At 71.9% G+C, this 25536-nt stretch carries 17 protein-coding genes and 2 pseudogenes; 10 read left to right on the top strand and 9 right to left on the bottom strand.

All coding sequences use genetic code 11. The annotated features are described in order from the left end of the window. Position 1: 1 nt before the first annotated feature. On the bottom strand, positions 2–745 hold the full coding sequence (locus tag RI578_RS23960; RefSeq protein ID WP_310872994.1) for an N-acetyltransferase: 744 nt from the start codon (positions 743–745) through the stop codon (positions 2–4). A gap of 67 nt (positions 746–812) precedes the next feature. Beyond that, the gene (locus RI578_RS23955; RefSeq protein WP_310872993.1) at positions 813–1589 is read right to left on the bottom strand and encodes an HNH endonuclease family protein; all 777 of its coding nucleotides are present in this window, start codon (positions 1587–1589) and stop codon (positions 813–815) included. Positions 1590–1724: 135 nt separating this feature from the next. On the opposite strand from RI578_RS23955, the gene RI578_RS23950 reads away from it, so the two are divergent. Beyond that, complete coding sequence (locus RI578_RS23950; protein ID WP_121747470.1) at positions 1725–1919, top strand: antitoxin; 195 nt, start codon at positions 1725–1727, stop codon at positions 1917–1919. Between the two features lie 77 nt (positions 1920–1996). Here RI578_RS23950 and mfd read toward each other — a convergent pair whose 3' ends face one another. The 3 genes from mfd to RI578_RS23935 all read right to left on the bottom strand — a co-directional run bounded on the left by mfd (position 1997) and on the right by RI578_RS23935 (position 9213). Continuing rightward, the gene (gene mfd, locus RI578_RS23945; RefSeq protein ID WP_310872992.1) at positions 1997–5530 is read right to left on the bottom strand and encodes a transcription-repair coupling factor; all 3534 of its coding nucleotides are present in this window, start codon (positions 5528–5530) and stop codon (positions 1997–1999) included. Between the two features lie 333 nt (positions 5531–5863). Then, entirely contained in the window at positions 5864–8428 is a 2565-nt protein-coding gene (locus RI578_RS23940) for an FtsX-like permease family protein (protein ID WP_310872991.1), read from the bottom strand. Then, positions 8425–9213 carry an ABC transporter ATP-binding protein gene (locus tag RI578_RS23935; RefSeq protein WP_121747473.1) on the bottom strand — a complete coding sequence of 263 codons (789 nt, stop codon included), beginning with the start codon at positions 9211–9213 and terminating at the stop codon, positions 8425–8427. The genes RI578_RS23940 and RI578_RS23935 overlap by 4 nt, the downstream gene beginning before the upstream one ends. A gap of 590 nt (positions 9214–9803) precedes the next feature. Here RI578_RS23935 and RI578_RS23930 point away from each other — a divergent pair. From RI578_RS23930 to RI578_RS42725, 3 genes and pseudogenes are all read left to right on the top strand, one after another. Beyond that, entirely contained in the window at positions 9804–11315 is a 1512-nt protein-coding gene (locus tag RI578_RS23930) for an MFS transporter (protein WP_310872990.1), read from the top strand. A gap of 197 nt (positions 11316–11512) precedes the next feature. Then, positions 11513–11928: pseudogene (locus RI578_RS23925) on the top strand (DUF485 domain-containing protein). A gap of 56 nt (positions 11929–11984) precedes the next feature. Continuing rightward, positions 11985–13381: pseudogene (locus RI578_RS42725) on the top strand (hypothetical protein). Positions 13382–13456: 75 nt separating this feature from the next. On the opposite strand, the gene RI578_RS23905 reads toward RI578_RS42725, so the two are convergent. From RI578_RS23905 to RI578_RS23895, 3 genes are all read right to left on the bottom strand, one after another. Then, a complete protein-coding gene (locus RI578_RS23905; protein WP_310872989.1) occupies positions 13457–14347 on the bottom strand; it encodes a cellulose-binding protein in 891 nt (296 codons plus the stop codon). Between the two features lie 189 nt (positions 14348–14536). After that, the gene (locus RI578_RS23900; protein WP_310872988.1) at positions 14537–17227 is read right to left on the bottom strand and encodes an SUKH-4 family immunity protein; all 2691 of its coding nucleotides are present in this window, start codon (positions 17225–17227) and stop codon (positions 14537–14539) included. 7 nt (positions 17228–17234) lie between these two features. Further along, a complete protein-coding gene (locus RI578_RS23895) occupies positions 17235–18260 on the bottom strand; it encodes an SMI1/KNR4 family protein (protein WP_310872987.1) in 1026 nt (341 codons plus the stop codon). A 289-nt stretch (positions 18261–18549) separates the two neighbouring features. On the opposite strand from RI578_RS23895, the gene RI578_RS23890 reads away from it, so the two are divergent. Both RI578_RS23890 and RI578_RS23885 read left to right on the top strand, forming a co-directional pair. After that, on the top strand, positions 18550–19080 hold the full coding sequence (locus RI578_RS23890) for a YwqJ-related putative deaminase (protein WP_310872986.1): 531 nt from the start codon (positions 18550–18552) through the stop codon (positions 19078–19080). Between the two features lie 74 nt (positions 19081–19154). Beyond that, on the top strand, positions 19155–19649 hold the full coding sequence (locus RI578_RS23885) for an SUKH-3 domain-containing protein (RefSeq protein ID WP_310872985.1): 495 nt from the start codon (positions 19155–19157) through the stop codon (positions 19647–19649). 78 nt (positions 19650–19727) lie between these two features. On the opposite strand, the gene RI578_RS23880 is transcribed toward RI578_RS23885, so the two are convergent. Beyond that, complete coding sequence (locus RI578_RS23880; protein WP_310872984.1) at positions 19728–21041, bottom strand: histidine kinase; 1314 nt, start codon at positions 21039–21041, stop codon at positions 19728–19730. Positions 21042–21443: 402 nt separating this feature from the next. Between RI578_RS23880 and glmU the strand changes: the two genes are divergently transcribed. From glmU to pth, 4 genes are all read left to right on the top strand, one after another. Next, the gene (gene glmU, locus RI578_RS23875; RefSeq protein WP_310872983.1) at positions 21444–22892 is read left to right on the top strand and encodes a bifunctional UDP-N-acetylglucosamine diphosphorylase/glucosamine-1-phosphate N-acetyltransferase GlmU; all 1449 of its coding nucleotides are present in this window, start codon (positions 21444–21446) and stop codon (positions 22890–22892) included. 134 nt (positions 22893–23026) lie between these two features. Further along, the gene (locus tag RI578_RS23870; RefSeq protein ID WP_121747477.1) at positions 23027–24001 is read left to right on the top strand and encodes a ribose-phosphate diphosphokinase; all 975 of its coding nucleotides are present in this window, start codon (positions 23027–23029) and stop codon (positions 23999–24001) included. Positions 24002–24214: 213 nt separating this feature from the next. Then, positions 24215–24805, top strand: a complete 591-nt coding sequence (locus tag RI578_RS23865; RefSeq protein ID WP_310872982.1) for a 50S ribosomal protein L25/general stress protein Ctc — start codon at positions 24215–24217, stop codon at positions 24803–24805. 109 nt (positions 24806–24914) lie between these two features. Continuing rightward, positions 24915–25511 carry an aminoacyl-tRNA hydrolase gene (gene pth / locus RI578_RS23860; protein ID WP_310872981.1) on the top strand — a complete coding sequence of 199 codons (597 nt, stop codon included), beginning with the start codon at positions 24915–24917 and terminating at the stop codon, positions 25509–25511. The last annotated feature ends 25 nt before the right edge of the window (positions 25512–25536 follow it).

Below are 25536 nucleotides of genomic sequence, written 5' to 3'. Positions count from 1 at the left end.
CTCACACCGGGTGCCGCATCCACACGTTCGGCTCGACGTACACCGCGTATCCGCGCTCCGGCTCGCAGCGCACGGGCACCAGGGCGCCGGGGACCTCGACGTCCCCGGCGGTGTCGAAGGGCAGTCCCGTCCAGCGCCGCCACTCGTCCAGCGAGCCGGAGACGGTCATGGAGGCCGGAGCCACGGAGTCGAGGGTGGCGCCGGCCCGGGCGTGGACGCGCAGCCAGGGGTCGTGGGGCAGACCGTCGGGACGCAGCCGCCGGGCGTACTCCTCGATGGGGGCGTGCGGTTCGAGGTGCTTGGCGCTGGGGCGCACGGGGGCGACGACCTCGCGGAAGCCGCGGGCGCGGGCGTTGTCGCGCATGGCGGCGAGCATCCGGCCGGACAGGCCGAGCCCCTGGGCGTGCGGGGCGACGGTGACGGAGATGGCGCTGACGGTGTCGGCGCGGACACCGCGGCGCAGGTCGCCGAAGGCCCAGACGAGCACCTCGCCCCAGCCCCGCGCGGGCAGCGTGCCGCGTCCCTCGGTGTGCAGGGCGAACGGCACGCTGTGGGCGTGGGCGACGACCTCGCCGTGCTCGTCCTCGGCGAACTGCACGTACTCGGGCAGTTCGACGGCGATGCGCGGGTAGTGGGCGTTGCCCGACAGATCCTCGACGGCGAACGCGGGCCAGCTGTCCGCCATTTCGCGGACCCGGTCCAGCATCTCCGGGCGCTCGGCGAGGCTCGATACCGTCAGCTTCATGGGGTCACCGTAGTCAGGAGGCCCGAGGGGCCGAAAGCGGATTTCGCCGGCGCTCCCCGGGCCCGTTTCAGCCGCCGCACTGCCGCAGCATCGCCTGCCGGTCCGGTGCGGTCACCGCCAGTTCGTACTTGACGGCGACCTGCGCGAAGCGGACGGCGTACGCGCACCGGATCGACTTGGCGGGCGGAAGCCAGGAGGCCGGACCCGAATCTCGCTTGGCGGAGTTGGCGCGGCCCTGGACGGGGAGCAGGTTGAGCGGGTCGTTCGCCAGCTGTTCGCGTTTGCTCTCCGCCCACCGCGAGGAGCCCATCTGCCAGCTGTACGACAGCGGGACGACATGGTCGATCTGGACCTCGCTCGCCTCTTGCTTGCGCCACTCGATGGTCGTGCCGGTGTACGGGTCGTCCAGCGTCATGGCGACGACCACGCAGTCGGAGCCGGAGCGGAAGCGCAGGTCCTGGCCGTCGCGTCGCAGGAGGTCGTTGCGCGTGTCGCAGCCGTTCCGGGCGAGCGGCACGCCGTCGGCCGAGTCCATCCAGGCGTAGCCGAACTCGTCGCGGTCGTACCCCGTCCGGGGGCCGCGTCCCTTGGTCTTCAGGCCCTCGATGAGCCGCCGGGCCGTCGCCTCGTGGATGTCGCCCGTGACCGGGGCGAGGCCGGGGTCGGTCCCGTCCGGGTTGCGCAGAGGGCTGACGGCCTGTCCCGCGGCCGGCGCCTCGGCGCCGCCGCCCGAGGACGAGGTGCCGTCGCCCTCGCCCCCGAGGCCCTCGCATCCGGTGACCAGGGCCAGGGCAAGGACCGCGACCGCGGCCCAACCGGTACGGATCCTGCTGTGCCGCCTCATGCGTGCCCTCCCCTTGCCGTTCGCCGGTATCACCGTAGCGACGCAGAGGTCCAGACCATAGTGGGCTTTATTGGGCATGTGGGGCATATCTGTCGTACGGTCGACAGTGAGTCACGCCTCGGAAGGAGCTCCTGCATGGGCATCCTCGACAAGATGAAGAGCATGGCCGGCAAGGACAAGGACAGGTCAAGGAAGATGTCCGACGCCGCCGAGCAACAGGTCAACAAGAGGACCGGTGGCAAGCACGAGAAGCAGGTCGACGCCGCGCAGCAGCAGGCCGAGGGCAAACTCGGCTTCGGGCGCGAGCGGGGCGGCCCCGACCAGCAGTAGCGCGTTCCCGCACCTCGAACACATCGAAGCCGTCCACGGGCCTGTCCCCGTGGACGGCTTCTTCAGCGGGCGAGCGCCTAGGCGCCCGGGATCGAGGTCAGAAACTCCCCGACCCAGCCGAGCAGCTCGCGCCCGACCAGCGGCTTGCCGCCCACCTTCGCGGTCTTCGGACGGGGTACGAGGACCTGGTGGGCGCCCGCCTTGATGACGCTTCCGGGGTAGAGCCGCTTGAGCCTCAGCTCCTGGGACTCGCGCAACTCCACGGGCGCGAAGCGGATGTTGTTGCCCTGGAGCACGATGTCGCCGACGGCGCACGCCCGCGCGAGCATGCGCAGGCCCGCGACCAGCAGCAGGTTCTCCACCGGTTCCGGCAACTTGCCGTAGCGGTCGACGAGTTCCTCGCGTACGGCCTTGATGTCCTCCTCGCTGTTGGCGGAGGCGATGGACCGGTACGCCTGGAGCCGCAGCCGCTCGCCGGGGGCGTAGTCGTGCGGGACGTGCGCGTCGACGGGCAGCTCGATCTTGACCTCGAGCGGCGGCTCCTCCTCCACGCCGCCCTCCAGGGAGGCCCGGTAGTCGGCGACGGCCTCGCCGACCATCCGCACGTACAGGTCGAAGCCGACGCCCGCGATGTGGCCGGACTGCTCGCCGCCGAGCAGGTTGCCGGCGCCGCGGATCTCCAGGTCCTTCATCGCCACGTACATGCCCGCGCCCATCTCGGTGTGCTGGGCGATGGTGGCGAGCCGCTCGTGCGCGGTCTCGGTCAGCGGCTTCTCCGGCGGGTAGAGGAAGTACGCGTAGCCGCGTTCCCGGCCTCGGCCGACCCGGCCGCGCAGCTGGTGGAGCTGGCTGAGGCCGAAGTTGTCGCCGCGCTCGACGATGAGGGTGTTGGCGTTGGAGATGTCGATGCCGGACTCGACGATGGTCGTGGAGACCAGCACGTCGAACTTCTTCTCCCAGAAGTCGACGACGACCTGCTCCAGCGCCTGTTCCGACATCTGGCCGTGGGCGGTGGCGATGCGCGCCTCGGGGACGATCTCGCGGAGACGAGCGGCCGCGCGGTCGATGGACTCGACACGGTTGTGGATGTAGAAGACCTGGCCCTCGCGCAGCAGCTCGCGGCGGATCGCGGCGCCGATCTGCTTCTGCTCGTAGGGGCCGACGAAGGTCAGCACCGGGTGGCGCTCCTCCGGCGGGGTGGTGATCGTCGACATCTCGCGGATGCCGGTGACCGCCATCTCCAGGGTGCGCGGGATGGGGGTGGCGGACATGGTCAGGACGTCGACGTTGGCGCGGAGCTTCTTCAGCTGCTCCTTGTGCTCGACGCCGAAACGCTGCTCCTCGTCGACGATGACCAGGCCGAGGTCCTTGAACTTGGTCTCGGAGGAGAACAGGCGGTGGGTGCCGATGACGATGTCCACCGAGCCCTCGCGCAGGCCCTCCAGGGTCGCCTTCGACTCGGTGTCGGTCTGGAAGCGGGACAGCGCCCGCACGTTCACCGGGAACTGGGCGTACCGCTCGCCGAACGTCCCGAAGTGCTGCTGCACCAGCAGGGTCGTCGGCACGAGTACGGCCACCTGCTTGCCGTCCTGGACCGCCTTGAAGGCGGCGCGGACCGCGATCTCCGTCTTGCCGTAGCCGACGTCGCCGCAGATCAGGCGGTCCATGGGGACCGTCTTCTCCATGTCCTCCTTGACCTCGGCGATGGTGGTGAGCTGGTCCGGGGTCTCCGCGTACGGGAAGGCGTCCTCCAGCTCGCGCTGCCAGGGGGTGTCCGCGCCGAACGCGTGCCCGGGCGCCGCCATCCGCGCGCTGTAGAGCTTGATCAGGTCGGCGGCGATCTCCTTGACCGCCTTCTTCGCGCGGGCCTTGGTCTTGGTCCAGTCGGCGCCGCCCAGGCGGTGCAGGGTGGGGGCCTCGCCGCCGACGTACTTGGTGATCTGCTCCAGCTGGTCGGTGGGGATGTAGAGGCGGTCGCCGGGCTGGCCGCGCTTGGCGGGGGCGTACTCCACGACCAGGTACTCGCGGGTGGCGCCCTGCACGGTGCGCTGGACCATCTCGATGTAGCGGCCCACGCCGTGCTGCTCGTGGACGATGTAGTCGCCCGTCTCCAGGGTGAGCGGGTCGATGGTCTTGCGGCGCCGGGCGGGCATCCGGGCGCCCTCGCGGCCGGCGGCCTTCTGCCCGGTCAGGTCCGTCTCGGTGAGCACGGCGAGCTTGAGGGCCTGGTCGACGAAGCCGTAGTCGATCGAGCCGCAGGAGACGTGTACGACGGAAGGGCTGAGGGTGCCGAGGTCATTGTCGAGGCGGGCCGCGATGCCCTCGCCGCCGAGGACCTCGACGGTGCGGGCGGCCGGGCCGTGGCCCTCGGTGACGTAGACCGCGCGCCAGCCGTCGGCGAGCCAGCCCTTGGTGTCGGCCAGCGCCTTGGCGGTGTCGCCGCGGTAGGTCTCGGGAGCGTGCATGCCGAGCTTGAGGGTGTCGGCGTCCTCCAGCGCGTCGTCGGCGGCGAAGGGCGAGACCGACCACCACATCATGTCCAGCTCGCGGGCGTGCTCCCGGACGTCCGCGATGGACCACAGGGAGGCCGCGTCGACGTCGATCGGCGCCTCGCCGCCGCCCGCGGTGGCCGCCCAGGACGCCTGGAGGAACTCCTGGCTCGTCGCCACGAGGTCGGCGGCGCGGGTCCGCACCCGCTCCGGGTCGCAGACGAGCGCCATCGAGCCCTTGGGCAGCACGTCCAGGAGCAGTTCCATGTCGTCGACGAGGACCGGGGCCAGGGACTCCATGCCCTCGACGGCGATGCCCTCGGCGATCTTGCCGAGCAGTTCGCCCAGCTCGGGGTGGTCCTCGGCGAGGACGCGGGCACGCTCCCGTACGTCGTCCGTGAGCAGCAGCTCGCGGCAGGGCGGGGCCCACAGGCCGTGTTCGGCGACCTCCAGGGAGCGCTGGTCGGCGACCTTGAAGTAGCGGATCTCCTCGACGTCGTCGCCCCAGAACTCGACGCGGAGGGGGTGCTCCTCGGTCGGCGGGAAGACGTCCAGGATGCCGCCGCGCACGGCGAACTCGCCGCGCTTCTCGACCAGCTCCACGCGCGCGTACGCTGCCGCCGCGAGGGCTTCGACGATCTCTTCCAGGTCGGCGCTCTGCCCGCTGCGCAGCGCGACCGGCTCCAGGTCGCCGAGGCCCTTGACCTGCGGCTGGAGCACGGAGCGTACGGGCGCGACGACGACGGAGACCGGGCCGGTCTCGGGGTCGTCGGGGCGGGGATGGGCCAGGCGGCGCAGGACGGCCAGGCGGCGGCCGACGGTGTCGCTGCGGGGGCTGAGGCGCTCGTGCGGGAGGGTCTCCCAGGAGGGGTACTCGACGACGCCCTCCTCGGGCAGCAGCGAGCGCAGGGCCGCCGCCAGGTCCTCCGCCTCGCGCCCCGTCGCGGTCACCGCCAGCACCGGGCGGCCCGTCTCGCGGGCCAGCGCGGCGACCGAGAAGGCGCGGGCCGCGGGAGGGCCGACCAGGTCGACGTGCATGCGGTTGCCGTCTGCGGCCGCGGAGATCGCTTCCGCGAGGGCGGTGTCCTTGACGACGGCGTCGAGCAGACCGTGCAGGCTCATGGAGGGGGCGCTTCCGTCCTGGGGTGCTGGGTGCCGGTGCTGGGGTGGACAACACGAGTAACCCGGCGGTGTGAGGGCCGGGGGTGTCCAGCGTACGACGCCGCGCTCGCCTGCGCCGGTGGCTGTGGATGACGCCGGGTGTGTGGCGGCCGGCGCCAGGGTGGCCGTACCAGGGGGCTCCGCCCCCTGGACCTCCGGCCTGCGCCCACCCACCACCCGACTCGGTGGGCTGAAAGGTGGGCCACCATAAGGAGCCCGGCACCGGGAGTCCCCCTTGGGACTTCCGGTGCCGGGCGTTCCCCCGCAACCCCCGTGTGCGGTGGCTTTGGGTGGCTATTCCGTCGCGATGGCGTTCAGGACGTTCATCCGGCCCGCCCGGAACGCCGGGACCAGGGCGGCGAACAGGCCCACGAAGGCCGAGCCGATGAAGACGCCGATGATCGTCGGCCAGGGGATGTCGAGGACGTTCAGTCCCTCCAGGGCGAGCAGCCTCTGCGCCGTGGCGCCCCAGCCCATGCCCAGCCCCAGGCCGAGCAGGGCACCGAAGAGGGCGATGACGACGGACTCCATGCGGATCATGCGGCGCAGCTGGCGGCGGGAGAGACCGATCGCCCGCATCAGGCCGATCTCGCGGGTCCGCTCGACCACCGACAGCGCCAGCGTGTTCACCACACCGAGGACCGCGACGATGATCGCCAGGGCGAGCAGGCCGTAGACCATGTTCAGCAGCTGGCCGACCTGGTCCTTCAGCTCCTGCTTGTAGTCGGTCTGGTCGGCCACCTGGTACTGCGGGTAGGCGTCCAGCGACTTCTTCAGCGCGGCGTACGCCTGCTCCGCCCGGCCGTCCTCCGCCTTGGCGAACATGATCGTGTTCGGCGGGACGCTGTCGGCCGGCAGGTACTTCCGCATCGTCTCGATGCTGATGTACCGCGCGCCCTGGTCGATGGCCACGTCGTCGTCCGTGATCGCGGCGACCTTGAGCTTGGCGGTCTCACCGCCCTTGAAGGCGACGGAGACCGTGTCGCCGACGTGCACGCCGTGCTTCTTCGCGTAGTCCGCGCCGACCGACATGGCGTCGATGCCGTAGGCGGCGGAGAGCTTGCCCTCGGTCGTCGCGCGGTTCACGTCCTGGGCGTACGTCGGGTCGGCGGCCGTGACACCGTCGTCGTCCGTCTTGCCGTCGGGCGAGGTCAGCGTGGCGTCCAGCATCTTGTAGCGGGTGACGTGCTCCAGGCCGGGCGTGTCCTGCATCGCCTTCTCGGCCTGCGGCACGATCCGCTGGTTGCCCTGGACGATGAAGTCCGCGCCGACGGTCTTGTCCAGCTCGCTGGTGGCCGAGGCGACCATGGAGGAGCCGACCACCGAGAGGCAGGCGACCAGCGCGAGGCCGATCATCAGGGCGGCGCCCGTGGCGCCGGTGCGGCGCGGGTTGCGCAGAGCGTTGCGCTCGGCCAGGCGGCCGACCGGGCCGAAGGCCCGCAGCAGCACCGCGCTGATCACCCGGACCACGAAGCCCGCGAGCAGTGGGCCGATGACGACGAAGCCGATGAGGGACAGCACGATGCCCGCGCCGAGCATCATCGAACCCTCGCTCGCCTTGTCGGCGGCGGCGGCCGTGAGCAGGGCCGCGGCACCGGCGCCGGTGAGGACCAGGCCGATCAGGCCGCGTATCCAGCCGGCCTTGCCGTCGGCCGGCGTACCGGCGTCGCGCAGGGCGGCCATCGGGGAGATCTTGCCGGCGCGGCGGGCCGGCAGGTAGGCGGCCAGGACGGTGACCACGATGCCGAGGACCAGGCCGACCACGGGTGTCGCCGTCTTGATGGTCAGGTCGTCGGTGGAGAGGTTCATCCCCGCCGCCGACATCAGCTTCATCAGGCCGACCGCGATTCCGACACCGGCCGCGACGCCGAGGATCGAGCCGACGATGCCGAGGAGCAGCGCCTCGACCAGCACCGAGCGGTTGACCTGCCGACGGGAGGAGCCGATGGCCCGCATGAGGCCGATCTCGCGGGTGCGCTGGGCGACCAGCATGGAGAAGGTGTTGATGATCAGGAAGATGCCGACCAGGAACGCGATCCCGGCGAAGCCGAGCATGGCGTACTTGATGACGTTCATGAACTCGCCGAGTTCCTTGCGGTTCTCGTCGGAGTTCTCCTTGGCCGTCTGCACCTTGTAGGTGCCGTCCATGACCTGGGTGACGCTCTGCTTGAGCTGGGCGTCGGAGACACCGGCCGCGGCGGCGACGTTGAGCTGCGTGAACCTGCCGGTGGCGCCGAGCAGTTCGCGCTGGGCGGTGGGCGTGTCGAAGTAGACGACGGCGGCACCGGGGTTGGTCACCGTGAAGGACGCGATGCCGACGATCTCGGCCTTGAAGTCGCCGGTCTGCGAGATGGTGCGCAGTTCGTCACCGAGCTTCAGGTCGTGCTTGTCGGCGGTGTCGGCGTCGACCATGAGCTCGGTGGGCCCGCGCGGGGCGTGCCCGGAGGTGATCTCCATCGACCGGAGGTCGTTCTTAGTCCAGTTGCCGGCGATCGTCGGGGCGCCGCTGGTGGCGCCCACGTTGTCGTTGTCACTGTCGACGACGGTCACGTTCATCGAGCTGACCATGCCTTCGGCCGACTTGACCCCGTCGGCCGCGCGGACCTGCTCCAGCGCGGAAGCCGGCAGCGACTCGGGCACGCCGTTCTGCGGGGCGTCGTCGCTCTTGGCCTCCTTCGGCATGACCGTCACGTCCGAGGACGTGACCGCGAAGAGCTTGTCGAAGGTGGTGTTCATCGTGTCCGTGAACACCAGGGTGCCGCACACGAACGCCACCGACAGCAGCACCGCCACCGCCGAGAGCGCCATACGGCCCTTGTGCGCGAGGAAGTTGCGCATCGAGGTCTTGACGACGGTCATGACGTGCGCCCCCGGGCGTCGAAGTCCTTCATGCGGTCGAGGACGGCGTCCGCGGTCGGCTTGTACATCTCGTCCACGATCCGGCCGTCGGCGAGGTACAGCACCCGGTCCGCGTAACTGGCGGCCACCGGGTCGTGGGTGACCATCACGATGGTCTGGCCCAGTTCGGTGACCGACCGGCGCAGGAAGCCGAGGACCTCGGCGCCGGCGCGCGAGTCGAGGTTTCCGGTCGGCTCGTCACCGAAGATGATCTCGGGCCGCGCGGCCAGTGCCCGCGCCACCGCGACCCGCTGCTGCTGGCCGCCGGAGAGCTGGGTCGGCCGGTGCTTCAGCCGCCCGGCGAGCCCCACGGTCTCCACGACGCGGTCCAGCCACGCGCGGTCGTACTTGCGCCCGGCGATGTCCATGGGCAGCGTGATGTTCTCCAGCGCGTTCAGCGTCGGGAGCAGGTTGAACGCCTGGAAGATGAAGCCGATCCGGTCCCGGCGCAGCTGGGTGAGCTTCTTGTCCTTCAGGCCGGTGATCTCGGTCTCGTCGAGGTATATCTGCCCGCCGGAGACGGTGTCCAGGCCGGCCAGGCAGTGCATCAGCGTGGACTTGCCGGACCCCGACGGTCCCATGATCGCGGTGAACTGGCCGCGGGCGATGTCCACGTCCACGTGGTCGAGGGCGACCACCCGGGTCTCGCCCGATCCGTACGCCTTCACGACCTGACGCGCTCGCGCCGCAACGGCCGTACGCCCTCCGGTGCTCCCATGCGTGGGAATACTTACGGCCGATGTCATGTCAAGTCTCCTATGTCGGTCATCAGGTGAGCCACCGGTGCCGTCGGCGGGCGCTGAGCGGTACCGGTGGACTGGGTGAACGAGGTGCTGCCGTGCTGCGACCCGCCGCGGTGTGCGCGTCGCCGTGCGTGTGCCGTCGTGTGCCGTCGTGCGTAAGCCGTCGTGCGTAGGCCGTCGTGCGTGTGCCGTCGTGCGTGTGCCGTCGTGCGTGTCGTCGTGCGTGCGTCGTCCTGCTACGTCGAAGAGTCTGGCCGGAACCGGGGGCCGAGCGCGCTGGTGTTCAGCGCACTCTTCTACTGGGGAAAACCCCACCCCCGCGGGTCCGGTTCACCGCCCCCCAGCGGCGTAAAGCCAGATTAAGGACGCGACCGGGCCCGTCTCGTCCTCCGTCGGTACGAACCCTCCCCGGGCCGTAGTACGGAGGTACCCCTAGGGGCTGTCCACCCTTCGGTGGAGCGGACCTCGGGGTTGTCCTCCTCCCCGGGACGCATCGAGCCTCCACCCTCCCGCGGCGTCAGGGTCAAGTGCGAAGCTGACCCCGGCAGATGGATGCAAGGGGAACGCAAGGACGGAGGCACCGGGTGGACGGCGTGGACAGCACCCGACCCGCGGTGGGCGAGGCCGGAGCGGGCACGGGGCCGGACCGGCGCGGCGCCGTCGTGGCCGCCCTGATGCTCGCGATGGCGCTGTCGGCGCTCGACGCCACGATCGTCTCCACCGCCGTCCCGCAGATCGTCGGCGACCTCGGTGGCTTCTCCCTCTTCTCCTGGCTCTTCTCCGGCTATCTGCTGGCCGTCACCGTCACGCTCCCCGTCTACGGCAAGCTCTCCGACACCTACGGCCGCAAACCGGTCCTGGTGGCGGGGGCGGCGCTGTTCCTCCTCGGCTCCCTGCTGTGCGCGCTCGCCTGGAACATGGGCGCCCTGATCGCCTTCCGCGTCCTGCAGGGCCTGGGCGGCGGCGCCCTCCAGGGCACCGTGCAGACGCTCGCCGCCGACCTGTACCCGCTCAAGGACCGGCCCAGGATCCAGGCCAGGCTGTCCACGGTGTGGGCGGTGTCCGCGATCGCGGGCCCCGGACTGGGCGGTGTGCTGGCCGCGTACGCCGACTGGCGCTGGATCTTCCTCATCAACCTGCCGATCGGTGCCCTCGCCCTGTGGCTGATCGTCCGTCACCTGCACGAGCCCGCACGCGAGGCGTCCGGCACGCGCGCGCGTGTCGACTGGGCGGGCGCGCTGGCCGTGTTCGCCTGCGGCGGCGCCCTGCTCACCGCACTGGTGCAGGGCGGGGTGGCGTGGCCGTGGCTGTCGGCGCCCTCGCTCGCCCTGTTCGGGGCGGGCCTCGCCCTGCTGGTGGCCGTGGTGGTGATCGAACGCCGGGCGGCGGAGCCGATCATCCCCGGCTGGGTGTGGCGCCGCCGCACGATCGCGGCGGTGAACCTCGCGCTCGGCGCGCTGGGGCTGCTGATGGTGGCGCCGACCGTGTTCCTGCCCACCTACGCCCAGTCGGTGCTGGGCCTGGCACCGGTGGCCGCCGGTTTCGTGCTGTCCGTGTGGACGCTGAGCTGGCCGGTGTCCGCGGCCCTGAGCCAGCATGTGTACCGCAGGATCGGTTTCCGGAACACGGCCATGCTCGGTATCGGCACCGCGTCCCTGATCCTGTTCGCCTTCCCGTTCCTGCCCTATCCCGGCGAGGCCTGGCAGCCGACGCTGCTGATGCTGCTGCTCGGCGCCGCGCTGGGCCTGTTCCAGCTTCCGCTCATCGTCGGCGTCCAGTCCACGGTCGGCTGGTCGGAGCGGGGCACGGCGACCGCGTCCGTCCTCTTCTGCCGCCAGACCGGGCAGACGATCGGCGCGGCGGTCTTCGGCGCGATCGCCAACGGGGTGCTGGCCGCGCGTCTCGGCGGGACGGGCGAACTCGGCGCCGGAGGCCTCGACTCCGTGACGGGGGCACTGGATTCGGGCACCGCGGACGAGTCCGTGCGGCGGGCGATCGCCGACGCCGTGCACGCCGTCTACCTGGGCGCGGCGGGTGCGGCGGCGCTGGCGTTCCTGGTGCTGCTGGTGGTGGCGCCGCGCCGGTTTCCGGTTCTCCCGGACTGAACACGCGGGCGGGCGCGCCCCCGAAGCGCCTGGTTAACGCGGGTAACACCCGTGGCCGGAGCCGCGCGAGCATACCGACCGATCAGTTTGGCCAAAACGCAGCGCATGGCCGAACCGGCGAGTAGCGTGCGTGGCCCGCCGCCCCCACCTCCCTGCGGTCCGCCCCATCGGACCCGAGCCGCGCAAGGAGCACCGGGATGTCCTACGACCCGTCCCCGTCGTACCCGCACCGGCGGCCACCACCCCCGCCCCCACGCCGACCCGGTCCCCGAGCCCGCCGCCCACCGGGCACCGCGCCGGGACGCGCTCGGGCACCACAGCGACCTGCGGGTCCTGCGCAGCGCCTACCGCTGGCAGCGACGCACCGCCACGCTCACCGCGCTCGGCTACTTCACCCTGTTCCTGATCCTGTCCGCGTACGCGCCCGGGGTTCATGACCGGCACCCTCGCCGACGGCCTGCCCACCGGACTGGCGCTCGCCCTGCTCCAACTCCCCGTCACCTGGCTGGCGATCGCGCTGTACGAGCACACCGCGCGCCGCCACGTCGACCCGCTCGCGGACCGCATCCGCAAGGAGTCCGAACTGGACGCCCGGCGGGAGGCGGGACGGTGACGGAGTTCGCGACGACCGAGTTCGCGACGAACGAGTTCAGCGGCAACGCCCAGACGATGTCCCTGGTCGGCTTCACCGCCGTCGCCACCGTCACGCTGCTGCTGTGCGTGATGACCGGCCCCGACCGCGACGACCTCGACGAGTTCTACACCGGGTACAGCTCCCTGTCCCCCATGCGCAACGGCCTCGCGATCGCCGGCGACTACATCTCGGCGGCGACCGTGCTCGGCACGTGCGGCGTGGTCGCCCTCTTCGGCTACGACGGCATCGTGCTGGCGCTCAGCACCGCCCTGTCACTGATGCTGCTGATGTTCCTGCTGGCCGAACCGTTCCTCATCAGTGAGCAGGAGTGAGTTTTGGACCCATACCTGCTTACTGCGGACACCCCGAACGGTTTTGGATGTCCTGGTCGCCCGCGTACTCGCCGCGTCCGGCGACACGGATCGTGTCCGTGGTCCGGGAATGCGGGGGCGGGTTCCCTCACACTCCGGGGCCCCCGGTCGGGCCTGGACGGTCCGATGCCCCTGCTCATCACTCCGGTGAGCAGGGGGCGGTGTCGTCCGTCGCCGGACCGGGTGCCCCAGGGCGCGCCTTCCGATCGCCACGGCAGCTGCGTCGTGGCGCGTGGTCTTGCGGGTCTTGCTCGTCAGTGGCTTCCGCCAGTGCTGGGCGCCCCACCGGCTGGTGTAGGCGGGGTCGACCGCGATGACCGGGATGCCGAGTTCGGCCGCCATCGACACCAGGCGGGCCCGCAGCCTGGAGGTCGGCAACCCGGAGATCAGCTTGCGGAACCGCTTCTTGCGGCCGTGCTTCTCCCGGGTCTTCTCCGCGGCGAAGTCAAGGCCCTCGACTGCGATCGCCAAGCCGTGACGCTTGGCCCAGCGTAGGAGACGGATCAGGGCGTGGCGGATCTGAGCGTCCCGGTGCTGGGTGGTGCCGGTGAGGTCGTAGCCGAATCGGAGGGGTGCGCCGACGGGGTTGCCGTGGACGTCGAGGCGCCAGGCGGCCAGGTGATCGGCATTGGTGTCCACCCCGACCAGACCACCTGCGCGGGCCGCCTCCAGCGGCACGGTCTGGACTGGGGGGATGGTCCAGGAGGCGGTCCTTCTGCCTGGGCGCCTCGGCCATCGCACCCGCCCTGGTCTACGGCCTCTTCTGGCGCCGCTACACCCGCGCCGGACTGCTCAGCACCCTCATCGGCGGCTCGCTGGGCGTGCTGCTGCTGATGCCGGGCACCAACCTGGTATCCGGCTCGCCCGTCTCCGCCTTCCCCGAGGCCGACTTCAACTGGTTCCCGTTCACCACGACGGGCCTGGTCTCCATTCCCCTGGGCTTCGCCTGCGGCTGGCTGGGCACGATGCTCTCCGGCCGGCACAAGGCGGAGGAGCAACGCCGCCAGTACGAGGCCGTGGAGGGCTCGATCCTGGCGGGGGCGGTGCGCAGGGGCGGCTGACGGCGACCGGACCCGCGGCCACCGGACCCGCGGGCGCGGGGTGCGGGGTGCGGGGTGCGGGCCGGTGCCCCGGTGTCACTCCACGGCGCGCCCCGTCAGCGAACTGAGGTTGCTGCGTACGGAGGCCATGTGGGCCTGGAGTTCGTCCCACCGCTCCCCGTGCTCGCGCAGCACGCGCTCCGTGTCGCGGGCGATCCGCTCCTGGCGCACCCGGGCCTCGGCGACCACCTCGGCCGCCCGGGCCCGGGCCTCCTCCTGCCACCGCCCGGCCGCCTCTTCGGCGTCGGCCAGCGCCTCCGCCGCCGCACCCGCCTCCTGCTCGGCGCGGGCCACCAACTCCGCGTGATGCGCCTCCAGGGCGCGCGCCCGCTCGTCCTCCGCCCGCTCCTCCGCGGCGCGCCGTTCGGCCAGCTCCCTGCCCTGCTCGGCGAGCATCCCGGTGGTCCGCTTGCGCATCTCGCGCAGCGCGGCCAGCGCCTCTCCGCGCCCGGCCTTCACCTCGCGCCGGGCCTCGATCCGCGTCTCGTCGGCCTCCGCGCGCGCCGCCAGCAGCCGGTGCCGGGCCCGTTCGTCGGCCTCGGCGCGTACGGCGTCGGCGTGCGCCTGTGCCGCCTCACGCACGCCGGCCGCGTGCGCCCGCGCGTCCTCCGTCAGACCCTCCGCCGCCCTGCGCGCCCTCTCCCGTACGGCCTCGGCCTCCTCCTGGGCGAGCTGGAACAGGCGCCGGGCGCTCTCCCCGAGCGCCTCGTAGTCCTGCGAGGTGAGCTGTGCGACCACATCCCGCAGGTCCTCCAGCTCCTCCTCCATCTCCCGGGCGAGCACGGTGAGCCGGGCGGCCCGTTCCCAGGCCGCGTCACGCTCCCGAGAGATCGCCTCGGCACACGCCTCCACCTGTTCGGGACGGTAACCGCGCTCGCGCCCGCGTACGGTCACGAAGCCGTGGGGAGGCGCCGATGCGCTGCTCATGCTCATCACCCCTGTGGTGAACCTGCCGCACTAAATGGACTTAACCGACTTTATGGATCGTTCGTAAGCCCTCATAATGCGACACACCGCACGCGAACGGGCGGGGCCCGGTCGCCTCACAGGTCGACCGGGCCCCGCCCGTCGGGTACGTCAGGGAGACGTCAGGGATACGTCAGCGGCGCGGGCGCCTCACAGCAGTCCGTCCCACATCTGCTCCAGCAGCACCGACCACCAGCTCTCCGGCGAGCCGAGCGCCGCCGGGTCCAGCGCGGCCAGCTGTGCCTGGAAGTCCACCGTCCAGCGGCCCGCCTGCTCCTGGTTCAGACCGAACCTGAGCCGCCACATCCGGCCCAGCAGCGCCAGGCAGCGCGCGAACTCCGGCAGCCCCGAGTTCACGAACTGGGGCGGCACGGGCGCACCGCCCGGCCCCGCCTCCACCGGCACCGCCACGATGGCCGCCGTGCCGTACTGCACACAGATCGCCCGGCCGAAGTCACTGCCCACGACGAGGTACGAACCCGCGTCCGAGGCCGGCTGCACCCCGCGCTCGGCCGCCAGCTCCGCCAGCGTCGGCACCGGGCGCCCCGGCTGGGCCTGCGCCCAGAAGAACGGGCCCATGTCCATCGGCAGCCCCGCCGCCACCAGCGTGTGCGCCACGACCGGCGGCACGCCCTGCCGGGACACCGCGGCCTGCTCGAACCGGAAGACACCCGGGCCGAACGCGCCGCCCAGCTCCTGCCCGATGGCCTCCGGCGGAACCGGCGGCACCGGCTGCACGTGCGGCAGCGGCGCGCGCACCGGCGCCGGACGGGCCGGCCCGTCGGCCACCTGGTGCAGCTCGCCCTGGTGCTCCAGCAGCTGCTGCATGCCCTGCTGCCGGCTCGCGTGGTCCGTGCCGTACGGCGCGATGGAGGTGATCCGCGCCTGCGGCCACTGCTCCCGGATCATCCGCGCGCAGTACGCGCCCGGCAGCACGCACGACTCCAGCTCCGTGTGCAGCTCCAGCACCTGGTCCGGCGGCACGTTCATGGCCCGCAGCTCGTGGAAGATCTGCCACTCCGGGTGCGGCGTACCCGGCGCCGAACGCCGGATCAGCTGCTGCTCGGAGCCGTCCTGCGCGCGGTAGCGCAGCACGGCCTGGTAGCCGGGACCGACGGTCGGCAGACCGGCGGGCTGCTGCGGATAGCCGTACGCCGGCGGCTGACCGGGTACGGGCCCGCCGGGCGGCGGCATGGCACCGGGCGCACCGGGCGGACCGGGCGGCATGGACTGTGCGGCACCCGGGCCACCGGGGACGCCAGGACCACCAGGACCAGGACCAGCAGCACCCGGGACGCCCGGGGCGCCCGGAGGCGGCGGAGGCGTGCCGGGGCCGCCCACCGGGGGCGCAGCCAGCACGGTCTGCGCGTGGTGCACGGCACCACCCGCGCCACCCGAGGAACCCTGCGGGCCGGGCGCACCGGCACCCGGAACACCGGGAGCGGCAGGGGGCGGCGGCGTACCCGGACCGCCGGGCGCACCCGGGACGCCGGGCGCACCCGGGACGCCGGGCGCACCGGGAGGGGCCGGAGGACCGGGCGGACCGGGCGGCTGGGGCGCGCCGCCGCCCGTCCGGCCCGGGTCGGCCAGCATCGTGGCGGCATGGTGCATCCCGCCCGGGGGCGTCCCGCCGGGGGCGCTCGGCGGAGGCGGCGTACCCGGACCACCGGGAGCACCCTGCCCGGCCGGAGGCTGCGGCGCGCTCGGCGGAGGCGGCGTACCCGGACCACCCGGGCCACCCGGGCCCTCGGGACCGAGCGACGAAACCAGCTGCGTCGGCACGTAACCGCCCGCCGGCGCACCCGGCGCACCCGGCGCGGACGGCGGAGGCGGCGTGGGCGAACCACCGCCACGGCGCGGCGGCGCCGCCTTGCTGGTCGCGGCGTCGGCGATCTCCCCGGCGTTCGGCGCGAGCGGCCGGGCCGGTGTGGCGTGCGCACCGGGACCGGTGGGCGGCTGCGGCGCGGCCGGTGTCGGCGGCGCGGTCGGCGGTGTGCCGGCCCCCGCGGACGCGGCCGGCCCGCTCGGGTCGTCGATCGCCGGCGCGAGCGCGGTCGGCGGAAGCCCGCTGCCGCCCGACATCAGCGCCGTCTTGGCGTCCGGCGTCGCCGCGGGCGGCGGCGTGTCGTCGTCGGCACCGCTCAGCGGCGGCGCGAACACGGTCTCGGGCAGCGGTACGGAACGGTCGTCACCGGCGTCCGCGTTGGTGTCCGTCCCCGCCCAGGGCGTCGCCCCGGCAGGCGCACCCGGCACACCGGACGCGCCCGCGCCGGAGCCACCGGCACCGCTCGCCCCGGCGGCCGGCCACGCCGTACCGCTCCCCCGCGCGTCCGCGGCAGCCGCCGGTGCCGACGGGGTCCCGGCCTGCGTCTCGGGAAGCGCCCCGGCCGGAGCCCCGGCCCCGATACCGGCGCCGGCGCCACCGGTGTCACGGCCGCCGTCGTGGTCCCCCCGCCGGCGGTCCGGGATACCCAGCTTGTCCGCCGCCTCCTGCAACCACTCCGGTGGGCTCAGCAGGAACGACGTCTGATTCAGGTCCACCCGCGCCGCGGGCGCCGGCGCCGGCGCCGCGGCCTCGTCGGGACGGCCGTACTCCTCCTCGTACCGGCGGATCACCTCACCCACCGGCAGCGAGGGCCACAACGTCGCCTCACCGCTGTCCCGGGCGATCACCAGCCGCTGCGCGCCCCCGTCCGAGCGCGGCCCGTCCGCACGGTCCTCGGCCCACACCACGAACCCGAGGTCGAACTCCCGCACCCGCACCTCACGGTGCTGGTACGCCGGCAGCTCGCCGTTGACCCATTCCTCCGCGCGCTCCTGCGCCTGCGCGAACGTCACCATCGTCAGCTCACTCCCCTACAGACGCCGACGTCACGGGCACCGCACGCGCGAAACCGCCGTCCACCATCAGGTTCGCCACCGTCTCCAGCTCCGGCGGGGACCCCGCCAGCCGCGACAGGAACACGTCGAAGTCCTCACCGCACGGCAGCAGCAACCGCTCCACACGATCCGCCGGCGGCGTCGAGGGGTCCACGTCCCGCACATCGTCGTAGGCGCAGAACCACACCGAACCGATCCGGTCGCCCTTCACCTTCACGGCGAGCAGACCGCCCTGCACGAACGCGACGCCCAGGTAGTCCTTGGTCAGGTGGTCCCGCAGACACTTGTTGACGTAGACGAGGTCGTTGACCGCCGCCTCCTCACGCACCGTGAAGAACGGCTGGTCGACCAGCAGCCCCAACTCGGCGTCGAGCGCCGTGCCCACCGGCGCGCAGCCGCCCGCCGCCTTCAGGAACGAGCGGTAGGCACCCGGGAGCCGGTACCCGAGGTCCTCCTCGACGCCCAGCACCTGCTGCTCCGACACGGCGACACCCGACTTCGGCAGACCGAAGTGCGCCGGACGCGTCTCCTGCAACGGCCGCGTCCCGCGCTTGCCCTGGTCCACCGCCGCCGTGGCGATCCCGCCGTGGTGGCGCAGCAGCGCCTTCACCTCGACCGGGACCAGCTCCATCCGCCGCGACCCGGCCACGTGGTGCCACGTCCAGCCGTGCGGCGTCGCCACCGCCGGCACCGTGTCCCACAGCTCGTGTCCCGACGCCGACAGCGCGGCGTTCGCCGACACGTAGTCCGTCAGCCGCAGCTCGTCGACCCCGAAACCCTCCGGCGGGTCCGCGATCTCCGCGATCGCGCGGGCGTACGGCGAGAAGACGGGGTAACCGCCCTCGTCGACCCGTACCCCTCTCGGGTGACGTGCCGCCCGCACCGGATCCGGGAAATGTACGACCTGCCCGGCATAGGCCGCGTTCGGCGGCGCGGCGTGTCCCCCGTCCTGGCGGCCGGGAGGTGCCCCCAGCCCGAGCCGACCTGTCGTCATGGCGGTTGCCCCCTGCGGCGTCTGTCTGATCTGTGTCTGTCTGATCTGTCTGCACTGTCCGGTCACCGCACGCGATCGCGGTGCCGACAGCCTATGCGGTACGACGAGACCGGTCACCGGCGCCGGACCCCGCACCCGACACCCGCCCCTCCGCTTCCGTGACCTGCCGTCACCCTCCCGTGACGGAACGCCCATACCCGGGCGTGTCACCACGCCCCAGCTTCCGCAGCAGCCACGGGATTTGGCAGTCTGTGACCTTCGGGGGGATGCTCAGGAGGGGAAGATGATCATGAGTGCGACACAGACGGGACCTCACACCGGGCGGTCCGACGACCCCCGGGGCGGCGACCCCCGCATCGGCTGGAGCGCCACCGAAGCCCGCCACGCCCCCGCCCTCCAGCACCGCCGCGACGGCATACTCCCCACCGTCGCCGCCGCACTCTCGGTGCGCGGCACCACGCTCACGGGCACCGCCACCCGCGCCGACACGCCGCCCGCCCTGCACCACCTCGTACAGGACTTCCTCGACACCCTCACCAGTGGCCAACGCGACCGTTACACCGGCCGCTGCGCCGAGACCATCCTCATCTCGCGGCACCTGGCCACCGCGGACGCCACCCGCAGCAAACGCGCGGCACGAAAACCCATGACCAACGGCGAAGCCCGCAAGGCGCTCAAGCACGCCAAGCTCACCACCCGCCGCATCCGCGAGGACGGCGACCCCCTGCACGGCAGCTTCGCCGCACCGTGCCGCGCCTGCACGGCCCTCAGCGCGCACTTCGGCGTCCGCATCGTCGACCCCACCGCGAGCGACGACTGACCCACCGGCGACCGACGCCGACGCCCCACCAGACGACGTAGACCTAGAGCCGGACCCAAACGAACCAAGGGCAGATGCAAGCCGACCGCACCTCCACCACCCGCTTCCCCGTCCCCGTCGACGCCGCCCTGCGCGACGCCGGCTGGCAGCCCGGACGCTGGGACATCAAGCAGGCCGAAATCTGGGCCGACGCCCTGCGCGAGCACACCTCACCCGCCGGACACCGGCACACCGTCTTCCCCGCCGCGGTCGAGGCCTGGGCCGAATTCGGCGGCCTGCACATCGCCCCCACCGGCCCCGGCCGCCAGATCGCCCCCGCCACCCTGCACCTGGACCCCCTGCACGGCCTCCACATGGCCCGCACCCTCGGTGACCTCGGCCGCGCCCTCGACACCCGGACCTGCCCCCTCGGCACCGAGACCGACAGCCAGGCCCTCATCGCCATCGACACCGAAGGCCGCGTCTACGCCCTCGACCACACCGGCGACTGGTACCTCGGCCCCGACATCGACCAGGCCCTCGCCACCCTCGTCTCCGGCGCCCAGCCGACCCGCCTCACCACGGGCTGACAGGCCACCGCGAGCCGACAGGTCACCACGGGCCGGCAGGCCACCACGGGCCGACAGGCGTCGCGGCCGGTCTCGCGGCTACGACGCCGGAATCACCGCCGACACCCGGAAACCCCCCGCGTCGGTCGGCCCCGACACGAACACGCCGCCCAGGGCGGTCACCCGCTCCTTCATCCCGACCAGCCCGTTGCCCCCCGACGGCAACCGCGCCGAGGACGACTCCTCCGGCGGCGGCTCGTTCTCCACCTGCATCGCGATCTCCGACGCCCGGTGCGCCAGCCGCACATACGTCTTCGCGCCCGCCGCGTGCTTGTGGACGTTGGTCAACGCCTCCTGCACCACCCGGAACGCCGTCGACTCCACCTCCGCCGCGTACGAACGCCCCTCCCCCTCCACGGACAGGTTCACGACCATCCCGGCCGCCTCCGACTGCCCGATCAACTCGTCCAGCTCGGACAGAGCCGGCCCGTCGACGGACCCCTCACCGCCGTCCGCGGCCCGCGAGGCCGCCGCCGCCGCGGCCACCCCCACCGCCGCCAACGGCACCGAAGCCCGCTCCGCACGCCCACCGTCCCCACCGCTGCGCAGCACCCCGAGCATCTCCCGCAGCTCCGTCAGCGCCTGCCGCCCCATGTCCCCCACCAGCGCGGCGTTCTTCACCGTCTTCTCGGGGTCCTTCCGGGCCACGGCCTGAAGCGCGGCGGCATGCACCACCATCAGACTCACCCGGTGCGCGACCACGTCGTGCATCTCCCGCGCGATCCGCGTGCGCTCCTCGTTGCGCGCCCACTGCGCGCGCTCCTCCGCACGCTCGGCGAGCAGCTGAAGCTCCCGCTCCAGGCTGTCCGCCCGCTCCCGCAGGCTCTCCATCAACCGCCGCCGCGCCCCCACGTACATGCCCAGCAGCAGCGGCGGCGCGGTCATCCCCAGGGACGTTCCGATCGACGCGAACGGGAGGAACCAGTCCCCGAAGTCGATGCCGTCCCGCGCCATGTCCTGCCGCAGGCGCACGAACGTCACGATCAGCGTGCCCAGGAACGACATTCCGGCCAGCGACGCGATGATCCGCCGCGGCAACTCCGACGCCGCCAGCGTGTACAGGCCGACGACGCCCAGCAGGAAGCCCATCTCGGCCGGCGTGATGGCGATCCCCACCAGCACGACCGCGAGCGGCCACTTCCTCCGCACCACCAGCACCGAACCGGCCAGCAACCCGAAGACGACCCCCGCCGCCATCGGAATCCCGGCTTCCCGCGCGAACGGAATCCCCTCCACCGCGCACTCCAGCGCGGACACGGCACCGAGGCTCACATCGAGCACCGCACCGCGCCGCCTGTCCCACCACCAAGGCCCACCCCGGGCCGGTACGTGGTCTTCCCCCGTCGTGGTCATGCCCTCCAGCCTACGGGCGGGGGGCGCCCCATTTCCGGTGACTTTCGACAAACGATAGGACGCGATATCCCTCGAATACCTGAACGGCCCACCCGGCACCCTCGGAAGCGGGGATCAGGTGCCGAGTTGTACCGTCGCACGGAAGGCACCTGGTACGGCATAGTGTTGGGTGCCGACTCGGCGACCTGACGGAATGTCCGGATCGGTCGAGTTCCATCCCCCATGGTGTAATCAGGCAGCACTGAGGGTTTTGGTCCCTTAAGTTCAGGTTCAAATCCTGATGGGGGAGCTGCCTCTTCCGGGCCCTGGCGCGTCTGCCAGGGCCCGCACTCATGTCCCCCACAAACCACCCCGGTATCCTGCGGACGTCCACCCCCACCCCCAAAAGCCGAAGGGCATCCCGTGAGCGCCATTCGCCCGGCAGCCGTCGTCGTTCTCGCAGCGGGTGAGGGCACCCGTATGAAGTCGGCCACCCCCAAGGTCCTGCACGAGCTGTGCGGCCGGTCCCTCGTCGGACACGTGCTCGCCGCCGCCGGTGAGCTGGACCCCGAGAACCTGGTCGCCGTCGTCGGGCACGCCCGCGAGAAGGTCACCGCGCACCTCGCCGAGGTCGCCCCCGACGTACGCACCGCCGTGCAGGAGCAGCAGAACGGCACCGGGCACGCGGTGCGGATGGGCCTGGAGGCGCTGGGCGGTGCCGTCGACGGGACCGTGGTCGTGGTCTGCGGCGACACCCCCCTCCTCACCGGCGAGACGCTCCGGGACCTCGCCGCCACCCACACCGCCGACGGGAACGCCGTCACCGTGCTGACGGCCGAGGTGCCGGACGCGACGGGGTACGGCCGGATCGTGCGGGACGGGGCCTCCGGTGCCGTCACGGCGATCGTGGAGCACAAGGACGCGTCGGAGTCGCAGCGGGCGATCCGCGAGATCAACTCGGGCGTCTTCGCCTTCGACGGGCAGCTGCTCGCCGACGCGCTCGGCAAGGTGCGGACGGACAACAGCCAGGGCGAGGAGTACCTCACCGACGTCCTCGGCATCCTGCGTGAGGCCGGTCACCGGGTCGGCGCGTCCGTGGCCGGTGACCACCGGGAGATCGCGGGGATCAACAACCGCGTGCAGCTCGCCGAGGCCCGCCGGGCCCTGAACGACCGGCTGCTGACGCGGGCCATGCTGGCCGGCGTGACCGTCGTCGACCCGGCGACGACGTGGGTCGACGTGACGGTGACGTTCGAGCAGGACGTCGTCGTCCACCCGGGTACGCAGCTGGAGGGCTCCACGCACCTCGCCGAGGGCTGCGAGGTCGGGCCGAACTCCCGCCTCACGGACACCCGTGTCGGTGCGGGCGCCCGCGTGGACAACACGGTCTCCCTGGGCGCCGTGGTCGGCCCGGAGGCGACGGTGGGTCCGTACGCGTATCTGCGGCCCGGCACCCGGCTCGGCCTGAAGGCCAAGATCGGTACGTACGTGGAGACGAAGAACTCCTCGATCGGCGAGGGCACCAAGGTCCCGCACCTCTCCTACGTGGGTGACGCGACGATCGGCGAGTACACGAACATCGGCGCGGCGAGCGTCTTCGTGAACTACGACGGGGAGAGCAAGCACCACACGACCGTCGGCTCGCACTGCAAGACGGGCTCGGACAACATGTTTGTGGCTCCTGTCACGGTCGGGGACGGTGCCTACACCGCCGCCGGCTCGGTGATCACGAAGGACGTGCCGCCCGGTTCGCTGGCCGTGGCCCGCGGCCAGCAGCGGAATATCGAGGGTTGGGTGGCTCGTAAGCGTCCGGGGAGCGCGGCGGCGAAGGCGGCCGAGGCGGTGTCCCGGGAGGCCGGCGGCGAAGGCTGACCGGAAACCGGCGCGCCGAACACGGCGTACCGTGATAAGTGCATACCCGCACCCCACCAGCTGAGACGCCCCCCGCGGCCAGTCGGGAGAGCGCCCGTGACGCTCAGCTGCGAAACCTCTGAGGAGACAGTGCTGTGACCGGGATCAAGACGACCGGCGAGAAGAAGCTGATGTTCTTCTCCGGCCGCGCCCACCCCGAGCTTGCCGAGGAGATCGCCCACCAGCTGGGTATCGGGGTCGTCCCGACGAAGGCCTTCGACTTCGCCAACGGCGAGATCTACGTGCGTTATCAGGAGTCGGCGCGTGGTGCGGACTGTTTCCTGATCCAGAGCCACACGGCCCCGATCAACAAGTGGGTCATGGAGCAGCTGATCATGATCGACGCGTTGAAGCGCGCGTCGGCCCGCTCCATCACCGTCATCGTGCCGTTCTACGGTTACGCGCGGCAGGACAAGAAGCACCGGGGACGTGAACCGATCTCGGCGCGTCTGATCGCGGATCTGATGAAGACCGCGGGTGCGGACCGGATCCTGGCCGTGGATCTGCACACGGACCAGATCCAGGGCTTCTTCGACGGCCCGGTGGACCACCTGTTCGCGCTGCCGCTGCTGGCGGACTACGTGGGCGCGAAGGTGGACCGCTCGAAGCTGACGGTGGTCTCCCCGGACGCCGGCCGGGTGCGGGTGGCGGACCGCTGGTGCGACCGTCTGGGCGCGCCGCTGGCGATCGTGCACAAGCGGCGGGACAAGGACGTGGCGAACCAGGTCACGGTGCACGAGGTCGTCGGTGACGTGAAGGGCCGGATCTGTGTCCTGGTCGACGACATGATCGACACCGGTGGCACGATCTGCGCCGCGGCGGACGCCCTGTTCGCACACGGTGCGGAGGACGTCATCGTGACGGCGACGCACGGTGTGCTGTCGGGTCCGGCGGCGGACCGGCTGAAGAACTCGAAGGTGAGCGAGTTCGTGTTCACGGACACGCTGCCGACGCCGCACGAGCTGGAGCTGGACAAGATCACGGTGCTGTCGATCGCGCCGACGATCGCGCGTGCGGTGCGTGAGGTGTTCGAGGACGGTTCGGTGACGAGCCTGTTCGACGAGCAGTGAGCGTCGTGCAGTAACCGTTCTGCAGGGCGTCACCCCTGATCGTTTTGGGTACGGCCTTCCTCTCCGAGTAGACTGCACAAGTTGCTCGGCGAGGGAGGCCGTACTCGTCTTTTCGAAGGCGTGGGTACGGCGGTCCGTAATCGACGCGCTCTTCGTAGCAGGCCGTTCGTGGCCGGGTGACCACGTCCGTTCTGATTTCTACGAGGAGTGATCATGTCTGAGGTAAAGCTCACCGCCACGACGCGCAGCGAGTTCGGCAAGGGTGCCGCGCGCCGCATCCGCCGTGACGACAAGGTTCCGGGTGTTCTGTACGGTCACGGTTCGGACCCGCTGCACCTGACGCTTCCGGGTCACGACCTGCTGATGGCGCTGCGCACGCCGAACGTCCTGATCGCGCTGGACATCGACGGCAAGACCAACGAGCTGGCGATCCCGAAGTCCGTGCAGCGTGACCCGATCAAGGGCTTCCTGGAGCACGTCGACCTGCAGCTGGTGAAGCGCGGCGAGACGGTCAGCGTCGAGATCTACGTGCAGACCGAGGGCGAGCTGGCCCCGGGCGGCAACCTGCTGGAGCACGTCCTGAACGCGCTGCCGGTCGAGGCCGAGGCCACGCACATTCCGGAGTCGGTCACCGTCTCCGTCGAGGGTCTGGAGGCCGGCGCCTCCATCCTGGCCAAGGACATCCCGCTCCCGGCCGGCACCAAGCTGGCCGTCGAGGAGGACACGGTCGTCCTCCAGGTCCTGGCCGCGCAGGCCGAGGAGGCCCCCGCCGAGGGTGAGGGCGACGAGGCCGCCGAGGCCTGATCCTCGCTACGGTCTTCTGTCGTCGGCCGCTGTTCCCGTGCGGGGCAGCGGCCGACGCGCATGTGTGGACGGGGTGGACTGGTATGAGGGATACGAAGGAGACAGGGACGTGACGACGGACGCGAGTGCGCCCTGGCTGGTGGCCGGTCTCGGCAATCCGGGCCCCGAGTACGCCTCGAACCGGCACAACGTCGGTTTCATGGTGGCGGATCTGCTGGCGGAGCGGATCGGGGCACGGTTCAAGCGGCACGGCAAGGCGCAGGCGCAGGTGGTCGAGGGGCGGATCGGGCCGCCCGGGCCGGCGGGCCGGCGGGTGATCCTGGCGAAGCCGATGTCGTTCATGAACGTGTCGGGCGGGCCGGTGACGACGCTGCGGGACTTCTACAAGGTGCCGGTCGGCAACATCGTGGCGATCCACGACGAGTTGGACATCGACTACGGCGTACTGCGGCTGAAGCTGGGCGGCGGCGACAACGGCCACAACGGGCTGAAGTCGATCACCAAGGCGCTCGGGTCCGACTACCACCGGGTGCGGTTCGGGATCGGACGGCCGCCGGGGCGGATGCCGGTGGCGGACTTCGTGCTGCGGGACTTCTCGTCGACGGAGCGCAAGGAGCTGGACTACTTCGTGGACCGGGCGACGGACGCGGTCGAGGCTCTGGTGATCGAGGGGCTGGAGCGGGCGCAGAGCGCGTACAACTCCTAGGACTTTCTGCCTGGCAGGCCCGTGA

The organism is Streptomyces sp. BB1-1-1 (assembly GCF_031597775.1).
In the GTDB taxonomy this organism is placed as follows: Bacteria; Actinomycetota; Actinomycetes; order Streptomycetales; family Streptomycetaceae; genus Streptomyces; species Streptomyces thinghirensis.
The sequence above is the reverse complement of the archived record's forward strand: the minus strand, read 5'-3'. Positions and strand labels throughout refer to the sequence as shown.